General features: G+C 66.0%; 9 protein-coding genes. 7 read left to right on the top strand and 2 right to left on the bottom strand.

Annotated features, from left to right (window positions below; translation table 11 throughout):
• Positions 1-28: 28 nt before the first annotated feature.
• From ACTHJR_RS15665 to ACTHJR_RS15675, 3 genes are all read left to right on the top strand, one after another.
• A complete protein-coding gene (locus ACTHJR_RS15665; protein WP_440524171.1) occupies positions 29-427 on the top strand; it encodes a DUF1801 domain-containing protein in 399 nt (132 codons plus the stop codon).
• Between the two features lie 80 nt (positions 428-507).
• Positions 508-966, top strand: a complete 459-nt coding sequence (locus ACTHJR_RS15670) for a hypothetical protein (protein WP_440524172.1) — start codon at positions 508-510, stop codon at positions 964-966.
• A 63-nt stretch (positions 967-1,029) separates the two neighbouring features.
• Positions 1,030-1,458, top strand: coding sequence for a hypothetical protein (locus ACTHJR_RS15675; RefSeq protein WP_440524173.1), 429 nt, complete (start codon positions 1,030-1,032; stop codon positions 1,456-1,458).
• Between the two features lie 7 nt (positions 1,459-1,465).
• Here the strand turns inward: ACTHJR_RS15675 and hmgA are convergent, their stop codons facing one another.
• Together hmgA and hppD are read right to left on the bottom strand one after the other, a co-directional pair.
• The gene (gene hmgA / locus ACTHJR_RS15680) at positions 1,466-2,749 is read right to left on the bottom strand and encodes a homogentisate 1,2-dioxygenase (RefSeq protein ID WP_440524174.1); all 1,284 of its coding nucleotides are present in this window, start codon (positions 2,747-2,749) and stop codon (positions 1,466-1,468) included.
• 158 nt (positions 2,750-2,907) lie between these two features.
• On the bottom strand, positions 2,908-3,972 hold the full coding sequence (gene hppD / locus ACTHJR_RS15685; protein ID WP_440524175.1) for a 4-hydroxyphenylpyruvate dioxygenase: 1,065 nt from the start codon (positions 3,970-3,972) through the stop codon (positions 2,908-2,910).
• Positions 3,973-4,171: 199 nt separating this feature from the next.
• Here hppD and ACTHJR_RS15690 point away from each other — a divergent pair, with 199 nt between their 5' ends.
• The 4 genes from ACTHJR_RS15690 to ACTHJR_RS15705 all read left to right on the top strand — a co-directional run bounded on the left by ACTHJR_RS15690 (position 4,172) and on the right by ACTHJR_RS15705 (position 12,916).
• A complete protein-coding gene (locus ACTHJR_RS15690) occupies positions 4,172-4,633 on the top strand; it encodes a MarR family winged helix-turn-helix transcriptional regulator (RefSeq protein ID WP_440524176.1) in 462 nt (153 codons plus the stop codon).
• 239 nt (positions 4,634-4,872) lie between these two features.
• On the top strand, positions 4,873-6,927 hold the full coding sequence (locus tag ACTHJR_RS15695) for an autotransporter assembly complex protein TamA (protein WP_440524177.1): 2,055 nt from the start codon (positions 4,873-4,875) through the stop codon (positions 6,925-6,927).
• Complete coding sequence (locus ACTHJR_RS15700; protein WP_440524178.1) at positions 6,927-11,135, top strand: translocation/assembly module TamB domain-containing protein; 4,209 nt, start codon at positions 6,927-6,929, stop codon at positions 11,133-11,135. Before ACTHJR_RS15695 ends, ACTHJR_RS15700 begins: the two co-directional genes overlap by 1 nt.
• A gap of 317 nt (positions 11,136-11,452) precedes the next feature.
• Complete coding sequence (locus ACTHJR_RS15705; RefSeq protein ID WP_440524179.1) at positions 11,453-12,916, top strand: flavin-containing monooxygenase; 1,464 nt, start codon at positions 11,453-11,455, stop codon at positions 12,914-12,916.
• Positions 12,917-12,987: the final 71 nt, after the last annotated feature.

The raw sequence follows: 12,987 nt of genomic DNA on the forward strand, positions 1-12,987 counted from the left end.
CTGACCGGCCAACGAGAAAGGAAAAGAGATGAGTACCAGCGATGCCGGGGCGAAATCGCCGTCCCAATTGATCGACGAGCGGATCGCGTCGCTTGGCGACTGGCGCGGTGCGACGCTGGCAAAGCTGCGCGCGCTGATCCATGAGGCAGAGCCCGAGGTGGTCGAGGAATGGAAATGGCGCGGCGTGCCGACCTGGTACGTCCATGGCGGCATCGTCTGCACCGGCGAGACCTACAAGAACGCCGTCAAGACCACCTTCGCCAAGGGGGCGTCGCTCGACGATCCCAAGGGGCTGTTCAATTCGAGCCTCGACGGCAACGTGCGCCGCGCGATCGACTTCCACGAAGGAGGGGAGATCGACGAGGTGGCGTTCAAGGCGTTGGTGAAAGCCGCCGCCGCGGCGAACCTGGGCGGCAAAAGACGCTGAGAAAGGGCGCCGGAACGGACGATTGCCACGTGTCGCGCCTTGGCGCACGATCGTGGCAGTCCGTTCCGAAAGGCCTGTTCATGATCATTCCGATGGTACTGATCGCGTCGGCAGCGCAGACCGCTCCCGCTGCTTTACGGCCACCCGAGATGCCGAATATCGCTCCATGCCTGTTCGACGAGCCCGACCTTCGGGTCGAGCGCAAGAGCGGCTTGCCGCCGGAGGTTCTCGCAGGAGTGGTGAGGGCGTTCGTGCCGACCCGTATCGCCGATGCCGGCGAGTATTTCGAGAGTACCGAGGTCGTCAGTGGCAAATATCCGCAAGCTCGATTCCTCAGGGCTTATTTCGTCAGGGACACCTGGTTCCTCTGGTACGAGCGTGGCGGGATCGCGCTGAGCAGGTTCAGCATCGCCTTCATCCAGATGCGCGACGCGGAGACCCGGACGATGGTCTGGGCACCGGCGCCGGGAAGCCTGTTCGTCAATAATCTCTGTGCCGGCGCGAAAGCCTATCTGTTGGGAGCCAGAAGCGCCGGTTGACGGCGTCGTCATGCGACCGTTGCGCAGGCATGCTACGGGGCCCGATCAACAGGGGAATCGCTCATGTCTGCCGTCAGCACCTGCCTCGCCCCATCGTGCCGGACCAAGGTCGAAGGCACCGTTGCGACCTGCCCCGCTTGCGGCGGGCGGATGCGGACTCCGCGATCGGTGCGCGTCGCGGGCTGGGTTTTGCTGGTCTGCGGCGTCTTCCTCACCGGCTTGATGAGCTATCTGTGGCAGGCGCTGGCACCGTCGATGGCCAATCCCGGCGCGACCGCGGGCGGCGCCACCTTCACCGGCACCGCCGATCAGGCGCAGGCGATTGTCACGATGTTCGGTGCGGTGATCGTGTTCGGCCTCGCGGCGATCGCTTACGGCCTGTGGATGATCGTGACCGGCCGCCGCAGCATCGCGATGATGATCGGCGTGCTGGTGCTTGCCGCGCTGTTGATTGGCATCGCCTGGCGGACGATGGCGGTGCTACCCGCCTGAGCTCGCTTCAGGGTAGCTCGGCCTTGGGAAATCCCGACCAGACCTGATCGTAATCCTCGTCGAGCGCGCTCGTCTCCAGCGCGTGGTCGGTGCAGTGGAACACCCAGCGGCTCTCGATCATGAAAGCCATCGTGCCGTCGATCTTGTGCGGCTTCAATTCGGCCTCGCTCGCGCCTTGCCACGACGCGACGTCGGGGCCGTGGCCCGACATCATGTTGTGGAGCGACATCGCGCCCGGACGGAAGCCGTCGGCCTTGGCGTCATAGGCGCCGTAGAGCAGCCCCATGCACTCGCTCATCACGTTGCGGTGGAACCAGGGCGGGCGAAACGTGTCCTCGGCCACCATCCAGCGCGGCGGAAAGATGACGAAATCGGCATTGGCGGTGCCGGGCACCTCGCTCGGCGAGGTCAGGACGGTGAAGATCGACGGATCGGGATGGTCGAAACTGACCGTGCCGATCGTGTTGAAACGCTTCAGGTCGTAGCGATAGGGCGCGTAATTGCCGTGCCAGGCGACGACGTCGAGCGGGCTGCGGCCGAGCTGGGTCTGCCACAGCGCCGCCTCGAATTTCTGGATCAGCGTGAAGTCGCCTTCGCGATCCTCGAACCAGGCGACAGGGGTCTCGAAATCGCGGCTGTTGGCAAGGCCGTTCGAGCCGATCGGGCCGAGCTCGGGCAAACGGAAGGGCTGGCCGTGATTTTCCGCGACATAGCCGCGCGCTTTGCCCTCGGGCAGTTCGACGCGAAAGCGGACGCCGCGTGGGATCACCGCAACCTGGCCAGGGGCGAGGTCGATCCGGCCCATCTCGGTCAGCAGCAGCAGCGCGCCCTGTTCGGGCAGGATCAGCAATTCGCCATCGGCGCAGGCGAAGGCGCGATCGGTCATGTCGCGCGTCGCGTGGTAGAGATGCATCGCCACGCCCGCCTGGCTGCGCGGGCCATCGCCGGCGACGACCATCGTCGTCAGGCTGTCGAGCCAGTCGGCGTCCTGCGCCTCGTCGAGCGGGCGCCAGCGCAGGCGGTTGGGGGCGAGGGGGGCTTTGGAGAGGCCGGGGGCGAAGCGCTTGGCGCCTTCGTAGCGGGTGAAGGCGGGATGCGCGGCCGAGGGGCGCAGGCGGTAGAGCCAGGTGCGGCGGTTGTCGTGCCGCGGCGCGGTGAAGGCGGTGCCCGAGAGCTGCTCGGCATAGAGGCCGAACGCGGGCTTCTGCGGCGAATTGCGACCGGCGGGGAGGGCGCCGGGGACAGCCTCTGTGGCGAAGTGGTTGCCGAAGCCGGTCACATAATCGGTCATCGCTGCTCTCCAGCCCCTCCCCTTCAGGGGAGGGGTTAGGGGTGGGGTAGCGGCGACGGGGCTCGATGCCCCGGCGTCGCTTTTGGTGGGCTACAGGACGCTCGCTGCGCTCGCGACCCACCCCAACCCCTCCCTTGAAAGGGAGGGGCTTTTGTTTGTCACGCCTCCGCCTTAGCCGGGATCACCCCGCGACGGATCTGGTCCAGCTCGATGCTCTCGAACAGCGCCTTGAAATTGCCCTCGCCGAAGCCGTCATTGCCCTTGCGCTGGATGATCTCGAAGAAGATTGGGCCGACCATGTTCTCGGTGAAGATCTGCAGCAGCAAGCCGCCGCCGGTCTCGGGCGCGCCGTCGATCAGGATGTGGCGCTTGCGCATTTCCTCGACGCTGTGGCCGTGGCCCGGCAGGCGCTTGTCGATCATGTCGAAATAGGTGTCGGGCGCGGTCTGGAACTTGATACCGTTGGCGCGGAGCTGGTCGATCGTCGCGAAGATGTCGTCGGTCGCCAGCGCCAGATGCTGGATGCCTTCGCCCTTGTAATCCTTGATGAATTCCTCGATCTGCGAATGCTCATCCTGGCTTTCGTTCAAGGGGATGCGGATCTTGTCGTCGGGCGCGGTCATCGCCTTGGAGAACAGGCCGGTCGACTGGCCCTCGATGTCGAAATAGCGGATCTGGCGGAAGTTGAAGAGCCGCTCGTAATAATCCGCCCAATAATCCATCCGCCCGCGGTTGAGATTGTGGGTAAGGTGATCGAGCGTGTGCAGGCCGACGCTGTTGTCGTTCACGCCCTTGCCGGTGGGGACGAAGTCGGTCTCGTAGATGTTCGACTGTTTGTCGACGAGGTAGAGATTTGCGCCGCCGATCCCCTCGATCGCCGGGATGTCGAGTTCGCCCGGGCCGTGCTCGCCCTTCACTTCGGTCGCGCCGCGCTCGAGCGCGAGGTCGCGCGCCTTTTCGGCGTCGGCGACGCGGAATGCCATCGCATTGGCGCTCGGGCCATGCGCGTTGCGGAAGCCCGCGACCTGGCCGGCATCGTCCATGTTGAGCAGGAAATTGATGTCGCCCTGCGCGTAGCGGCGGACATTCTTCGACTTGTGCGTGCCGACATGGGTGAAGCCCATCTTCTCGAACAGATCGGCCATCGCCGCCGGATCGGGCGAAGTGAATTCGACGAATTCGAAGCCGTCCAGGCCCATCGGATTGTCGTGCGCGTCGGTCATCGGAACTTGCTCCAGAGGAAAAGTCGTTTCAGGTGAAACTATATCCGGTTTTTGCCGGAAGGTCAAAACGTTCCAAAGCCGCCATGTCGGACTTGTTCCGGCGGCTAACGCGCCATCTGGCGCGATTTCGCCATGGAAGGTCCAAGCGGGAGCAAGTCCGGGGTGACGGATGGCCGGGGTCACGCTAGCGTCACAATCGATGTCCGATTTGAAGCTCGATCTGTTCCTGCCATACCGCCTTTCGGTCGTGTCGAACCGCGTGTCGGCGGCGATCGCCACCGCTTATGACCGGTTGTTCGGTCTCAAGATTCCCGAATGGCGCTTGATCGCGGTTATTGCGGAAGGGCCGGGGATCACCCAGCAAGCCCTGGGTGTGGCGACGCGGATGGACAAGGTGACGGTGAGCCGCGCCGCGCAGGCGCTGGTCGAGCGCGGGCTGGTGTCGCGCGCGCCGAACGAAGGCGACCGGCGGTCGCACCTGCTCGCGCTGACCGCGACCGGCCGCACGCTCTACGACCAGGTCGCGCCCAAGGCGCTCGAGCTCGAGGCCAAGGTGCTCGAACAGCTCGCGCCGGCCGAGCGCGTGGCGCTTTCCGCGATGCTCGATCGCATCGAAGCGTCGGCGACCGAGGTCGCGCCCGAAGGCGTCGGGGCGGATTGAGGGTGAACCGAACGGGCTTCGGCGCGTTGGCACGCGCGAAGGGGGCGACGGACGACCCTCGAAAAGGGGCTGTCGTGTCGCGTCTGGTATCGCATTGCTGTCTGGCTATCGCCGCCTGCGCCGTCGTTCCGGGGGTGTTGGTCGCGCAACAGATACCGCGCTCGACTCGTCCCGACGCGGCTGTTCCGCCTGACACGTCGAACCCCGACCAGGCGCGCCAGACGGGGGAGCCCACGCCAGTGCCGACCCCGACGAGCGATCCTTTGGGCGACAAGCCGATCGTCCCCGACGATCAGTTCGACAAGTCGTTGCCGCCCTTGTCCAACGACATCAACGCGCCGCTCGAACCGATTCCGCAAGACGCTCCGTTCACGCCGCAGACCGCCGACAAGGCGCCGCCCAGCGTCAAGCCGCCGGTCGCCGCACCGGCGCCCGAGGTGCCGCCCGGAACGCTGCCGCCGCCACCCGAGCCCGCGCCGGAGCTTGCCGAACCGCTGCCGACGCTGAACAGCTACAATACCACGCCGGTGGTCGAAGTCGCGGACGTGCCGAAGGGCACGGGCGCCCAGATCCATTATGACACGGTGATCAACGGGCTCGACGAGCTCGGGCTGGACGGCGATTTCAAGACCTTCTCGTCGCTGAAGAAGGGCGGCGGCAAGGCGGCCAATGCCGCGATGGTCGCGGCGCGCGGGCGCGAGGACGAGGCGCTGGCGGTCCGGCTGATGCATTCGCGCGGCTATTACGACGCCACCGCCCTGTCCTCGGTCGAGGCGATCCCCAACGATCCCGGCCGCGTCCGCGTGATCGTCAACGCGGTGCCGGGCAAGCAATATACGTTCGCGTCGGTCAAGGTGGACTCGCAACCGGTGGTGCCGAGCGACCTGATCACCAAGAATTTGCCGCTCAAGGTCGGCGAGCCGATCGACACCGTTCGCGTCCAGGGCGCCGAGGCCAATGCCACGCTCGAACTCGGGCGCAATGGTTATCCGTTCGCGCGGCTCGGCACGCGTGACATCCTGCTCGACGAGACCGCCTTCACCGGCGACTATACCTTGCCGGTCGACACCGGGCCGCGATCGAGCTTCGGGGACGTCAGCACCAGCGGGCGGCTCGCGTTTGGGCCGGACCACATCCGCATCCTGCGCCGGTTCAAACCGGGCGACCTCTACAATACCGACCAGGTCGACGATCTCAGGAAGGCTTTGGTCGCGACCGGGCTGTTCTCGACCGTGACGGTCGAGCCGGTCGATACCGGCAAGACCGCCGACGACGGCACACGCGTCGTCGATCTGGCGGTGACGCAACGCGTCGGGCGGACGCGCTCGATCGCGGCGACCGGCGGTTACAGCACGGGCCAGGGTATCCGGCTGGAAGGAACGTTCACCGCGCGCAACGCCTTCCCGCCAGAGGGCGCGTTCATCGTCGGGGCGGTCGCCGGCACGCAGGAGCAGAGCGGGACCGTCACGTTCCGCCGCTCGAACTGGGGACAGCGCGACCGCACGCTGACCTTCGGCGCCACCGCGGGGCATAACAGTTACGATGCCTTCGATGCCCTGACCGGGTCGCTCTACGGTCGCGTGTCGTACGATTCGACGCCGATCTGGCAGAAAAGGATCACTTACGCTTATGGCTTCGAGCTGACCGGCACCAACGAGAGCGTCTATAATTTCAACCTCGGCAAGCGCGACCGAGGCACCTATTTCATCGCCGCGCTGCCGCTGATGATCCAGTGGGACACGTCGGACGATCTGCTCAATCCGACCAAGGGCTATCGTCTCAAGCTGACCCTGAGCCCCGAAACGTCGGTGCGCGGGCCGATCAGGCCCTATGCCCGCACCATGATCGACGCGAGCGCTTATTATCCGGTGATGGACAGCCTGGTGCTGGCCGGCCGCGCGCGGGTCGGGTCGATCCTGGGCATCGCGCGCGATGACCTGGCGCCATCGCGGCGCTATTATGGCGGCGGCGGCGGGTCGGTGCGCGGCTATGGCTATCAGCGGCTCGGGCCGTTCGATCCCAATGGCGATCCGGTCGGCGGGCGCAGCGTCAACGAATTCGCGCTCGAAGCGCGCTATCGCTTCGGCAATTACGGCATCGTGCCGTTCATCGACGCCGGCAATTCGTACGAAAGCACGATGCCCAAATTCACCGACTGGCGGTTCGGTGCGGGTATCGGTGGGCGTTTCTACACCAATTTCGGGCCGATCCGCGTCGACGTCGCCACCCCGCTCAACAAGCGCAAGGGTGACTCGCGGATCGCGCTCTATATCTCGATCGGCCAGGCCTTCTGATGGTCGACGAGACCCCAGAGACCGAGGCGCCGGCGACCGAGGTCGTGGTCGTCAAGCGGCCCTGGTGGCTACAGCTGGCGCGCGGGATCGTCTTCGGCCTCGCCGCGGTGCTGGCGCTGTTGATCCTGGTCTATCTCGGGCTCGATACCGCTCCCGGCCATCGCTTCATCGTCTCGCAGCTCGAACGCTATAAGACCGACACCGGGCTCAACATCAAGGTCGGCCGAATCCGCGGGTCGATCTATGGCAAGATGGAATTGCTCGACCTGCGCGTCAGCGATCCGCAAGGCATCTTCCTGACCGCGCCGACCGCGACGCTCGACTGGAACCCGCTGCAATTCCTGTGGAACCATATCGACGTCAATTCGATGGCGGCACCGACCGTGGTCATGCACCGCTCGCCCTCGTTGCTGCCCGGCGATCCCAACGCACCGATCCTGCCCGATATCGACATCGACATCGGCAGCCTCAAGGTCGGGCGCTTGCTGCTCAAGTCGGCGGTGACCGGGCAGCAGCACGTCATCAGGCTCGACGGCGTCGCGCATATCGCCCATCGCCGCGCGCAGCTGATCGCCAATGCCGACGCGATCCGCGGGCCGGGACTGGCGGGCGGCGACCAATTGCGGCTGGTGCTCGATGCGCAGCCCGATGCCAACAAGCTTGCGATCCGGGTCAAGTTCGACGCGCCCGCCGATGGCGTCGCGGCGAGCATGACCGGGATCAAGGCGCCGATGGCGATCCGCATCGGCGGTGCCGGCGACTGGAAATCGTGGCAGGGCAAGGGCGTCGCGGCGCTGGGCGGGCAGAGCCTTGCGAACCTCGACCTCGGCGCCCGGAATGGCACTTTCTCGATCAAGGGCGTGACGCATCCCGGCCTGTATCTGAAGGGGCCGGTCGAGCGGCTGACCGCGCCGGGACTGAATGTGGACATCGTCTCCACGCTGGACAAGCGCAAGGCGACGACGCGGATGACGCTGACGTCCAACGCGCTGGCGGTGGCCGCGAACGGCCTGATCGATCTCGGGCAGAACAAATTCGGCAATTTCGTCGTCGACGCGCGGCTGCTGACGCCCGGCGCGATGTTGCCCAATCTGTCGGGCCGCGACGTGATGGCGCACCTGACGATCGACGGGCCGTTCGGAACGCCGACGATCGGCTATAGCCTCAATGCCGCCGCGCTCGCCTTCAACGGCACCGGACTCGAAGGCCTGTCCGCCTCGGGCAACGCGACGGTCGATGCCAAGCATGTGCTGGTGCCGGTCAACGCGCGGGCGCGGCGCGTCACGGGGCTCAACGCAGCCGCCGGCGGGCTGCTGACCAACGTCACCGCGGTCGGCGATTTCGCTTATTCGAACGGCAAGCTGCTGTCGGACAATCTCAAGCTCAAGTCCGACCGGATCGACGCCACCGCGATCATTGTCGCCGACTTACCGAGCGGCCATTACACCGGCGCGCTCAAGGGGCGGGTGAACGATTACACGATCGACGGAATCGGCATCGTCGATCTGACCACCGATGCCAAATTGGTGTCGATGCCCAAGGGCGGCTTCGGCATCACCGGCCGGATTGTCGCCAGGACCCGGCGCATCTTCAATTCGGGCGCGGAAAGCTTCCTGGGCGGGCAAGCGATCGTCACCAGCGACATCGGCTACGGCACCGACGGCGTGTTCAACTTCTCCAACGTCAAGCTCGCGGCGCCGCGGCTGAGCATCTATCGCGGCTCGGGCAGCTATCGTCCCAACGGGCAGATCCTGTTCGCCGCCGATGCCCAGTCGAAGGATTACGGCCCGATCGCCGCCCGGGTGACGGGAACGGCGGCGGCGCCGCTGATCGTGATCCATGCGCCGCACCCCGGCGTCGGCGTCGGGCTGGCGGGGCTCGAGGCGACGATCCGCGGCAAGGGCGACGCCTATGCGGTGGTCGCCAAGGGTACGACCAATTACGGGCCGTTCGCCGCCAACGTCCTCGTGCGCAGCGGCAAGACACTGGCGATCCAGGTCAACCCTGGCAGCACGTTCGCCGGCATGCGGCTGTCCGGCGCGCTGCAACAGACCGGGGCGGGCCCGTTCGCCGGCAGGCTGCAATTCGCCGGATCGGGGATCAACGGCACCGCGACGCTGGGCGCCGAGGGCAAGGTGCAGCGCGCCGATATCGCCGCGCGCGCCTATAATGCGACCATCCCCGGCAATACCGACTTCACCATCGGCCGGGCGATCGTCAGCGCCAGCGTGGTGCTGTATCCTAACGGGCCGCGCGTGTTGGCCGACGTCCAGATCGGCAACATGCGGTACGGCGAGACCGTGTTCCAGGCGGCGCGCGCCAAGATCGATTATTCGAACGGCAGCGGCACCGCTCAGGCAGTGATCGCCGGATCGTCGGGCGTGCCGTTCAGCATGGGCATCAACGCGCGGTTGCAGCCCAAATTGTGGCTCGTGGCGGTGTCGGGCAAGGCCAATGGCATCGGTTTCCGCACGCCCAACGCGGCGCGGATCGAACCCTTGGCGGGCGAATACCACCTGCTCCCGACCCAGGTCGATTTCGACAAGGGCAGCGCGCGGATCGCCGGCAGCTACGGCAAGGGTCTGTCGCTGCAGGCCCGGCTCGACAAGCTCGACCTGTCGATCGCCAACGCGCTCGTCCCCAATCTCGGCATCGACGGCAGTGCGACGGGCAGCGTCGATTATGTCCAGGCGCCGGGCGCGACCGTGCCGCAGATCGACACGCGGCTCGCGATCGCCAATTTCACCCGGTCGAGCGCGGTCATCGTGTCCGAGCCGGTCGATATCCAGTTGCTCGGGCGGCTGACTCCGGAAGGCGCCGACGCCCGTGCGCTGGTCAAGCGCGGTGTGACGACGGTCGGCCGGCTTCAAGCGCATCTCGCGCCGCTCGGCGGCGGGGCGAGCTGGATGGACCGGCTCTACGCCGCGCCGCTGTCGGGCGGGATCCGCTATAACGGGCCGTCGGGCGTGCTGTTCTCGCTGGCGGGACTACCGGGGCAGCAGGTCGCCGGCGGGGTGGTGGTCGCCGCCGATTTCTCGGGACGGCTCGGATCGCCCCAGTTGAACGGCATCGTGCGTGGGGACGAGCTGACCTATATCAATTCGAATTACGGCACCAAGCTGACCAAGATGAAGCTGGCGGGCCGCTTCACCAACGACCGGCTGGAGATCAGCCAGCTCAACGCGACGGCCGGCGACGGCACCGTCGAGGCGAGCGGCTGGGTCGGGCTGTCGGCGGACCAGAATTTCCCGATGAGCCTGAATGCCAAGCTCAACAACGCGACACTGGCGAGCGGGGATGCGCTCGGCGCGACGGCGACCGGCACGCTGGCGGTGACCAACGGGGCGCAAGGCGGTCTGATCAAGGGCGACCTTACCATCCCCAACGCGCGCTACGAAGTCGTCTATCAGGGCCAGGCCGAGGTCGAGGAACTGAAGGGCATTCGCCGCAAGAGCGATCCGCCGCGCCCGCACGTCACCGTCAAGCCGCCGAGCAGCTATGCGCTCGACATCCGCGTGCGCGCCGACGACCAGATTTTCGTCACCGGCATGGGGCTCGAGTCCGAATGGCGGATGTTCATGCGCGTCGGTGGGACGTCGACCACGCCGACGGTATCGGGCAGCGCGACGATCGTGCGCGGGACCTATAGTTTCGCCGGCAAGCGCTTCAACATCGATCGCGGCACGATCCGCTTCAACGGCGGCGCCTTGTCCGACCCGACGATCGATATTTCCGCCTCGACCACGACCAACGGGATCAACGCGATCATCAACATCACCGGCACCGGCCAGCGCCCGCAGGTCGCCTTTACCTCGTCGCCGGCACTGCCGCAGGACGAGGTGCTGAGCCGGTTGCTGTTCGGCTCGAGCCCGCAGAATCTGTCGGCGACCGAGGCGATCCAGTTGGCGGCGGCGCTCAATTCGCTGCGCGGCGGGGGCGGGGGGCTCAACCCGCTCGGCAAGCTGCGCAGCGCCGCCGGCATCGACCGCCTGCGCATCCTGAGCGCCGACCAGGCCTCGGGTCGCGGCACGGCGCTGGCGGCCGGCAAATATATTACCGACGACATCTATATCGAGATCATCACCGACGCCCGCGGCTTCACCGCGACGCAGCTGGAAATCGCGCTGACCAAGAGTCTGAGTCTCTTGTCGCAGACGGGGTCGTTCAGCGGCTCGAGCGCGAGTGTGCGGTATCAGAAGGATTTCTAGGTCGATCGGATAGGCGGGCCAGCGGGCTCAGCGCGACTGCAGTTGGGTCGCGACGCCCTCTCCACCGTCGTCATCCCGGGCTTGTCCCGGGATCCGCCGTGCCGCGAGTCATGTCCGTCGCCACTGGAGCCATCACTCGTGGCCCGGCAGACCCCGCACAAGACCGGGGTGACGGTGGGGGAACTGGCGAACATGGCCTCCAATCTGCATCGTCACGCCGAAATCGACGACACACGCCCCTAACTGACATCCATGTAAACAGCCTCTTTGCAAGCCGCGCAGAATCGAATATCCGGTATGGCGGAGAGGTGAGGTACATGGAGCATTTCGACGTCCTGGTCGTCGGCGCGGGGATTTCGGGGATCGGCGCGGGCTATTATCTGCAGTCGCAGAGCCCCGATCGGACCTATGCGATCCTCGAGGGCCGGTCGCAGCTCGGCGGGACCTGGGACCTGTTCCGCTATCCCGGTATCCGCTCGGATTCGGACATGTACACGCTCGGTTATTCGTTCAAGCCGTGGACCGACGCCAAGGCGATCGCCGACGGGCCCTCGATCCTGGCCTATCTCAAGGAAACCGCCGCCCAATACGGTATCGACAAGCACATCCGCTACAGCACGCATGTGAAGAAGGCGGTGTGGTCGACCGAGGACGCGCGCTGGACGGTCGAGGCGGACACCGCCGACGGGCCGGTTACGCTGACGTGCAATTTCCTCTTCATGTGCTCGGGCTATTACAATTACGCCAAGGGCCATTCGCCCGATTTCGCCGGTGTCGAGGATTTCGCCGGGCGCATCGTCCACCCGCAATTCTGGCCGCAGGATCTCGATTATTCGGGCAAGAAAGTCGTGGTGATCGGATCGGGCGCCACCGCGGTGACCCTGGTGCCGGCGATGGCCGACCAGACCGCGAGCATCACCATGCTGCAACGCTCGCCGACCTATATCGTCGCGCGACCGGCCGAGGACAAAATGGCCAATTGGTTGCGCCGGAAGCTGCCGGCCAAGCTCGCTTATGGGCTGACGCGGTGGCGGAACGTGCTGTTCGGCATGTTCTTCTTCAACCAGGCGCGCAAATATCCGGCCAAGGCCAAGGAACGGATCATCGACATGGTCCGCGCCGAGCTGCCCGACTACGACATCGAAACGCATTTCACGCCGCGCTACAATCCCTGGGACCAGCGGCTGTGCCTGGTGCCCGACGGCGACCTGTTCCGCGCGATCCGCGACGGCAAGGCCGACGTCGTGACCGACACGATCGAGCGCTTCGTGCCCGAGGGCATCCTGCTCAAGTCGGGCAAGACGCTGCCGGCCGATATCGTCGTCACCGCGACCGGGCTCGAGCTGCAATTGCTGAGCGATGTCCAATTCTCGGTCGACGGCGAGGTCAAGGACCTGTCGCGGACGATGAACTACAAGGGGATGATGTATTCGGGCATCCCGAACCTGGCCTCGTCGTTCGGTTACACCAACGCGTCCTGGACGCTGAAGGCCGATCTGACCTGCGCGTATGTCTGCCGATTGCTCAACACGATGCGCCGGCGCGGCCTGCGCCAGGCGACTCCGCAACCGACCGCGCCGGTCGGCGAACAGCCGTTTCTCGATTTCACCTCGGGCTATGTCCAGCGCTCGATCGACAAATTCCCCCGCCAGGGCGACCGCAAGCCGTGGCGGGTGCATCAGAATTACATCCGCGACTTGATGGCGCTGAAATACGGTTCGGTCGACGACGAGATGGCTTTCTCGAATCCGGCACCGAAGCCGGCGAAGAAGGCGGCTTAGCGACTGACCGTCGCCCCGGCGGAGGCCGGGGCCGCTGGCCGTATCGCGCCATCGCCAACGACCCCGGCCTC

This window comes from Sphingomonas sp. (genome assembly GCF_051962185.1).
GTDB lineage: Bacteria > Pseudomonadota > Alphaproteobacteria > Sphingomonadales > Sphingomonadaceae > Sphingomonas.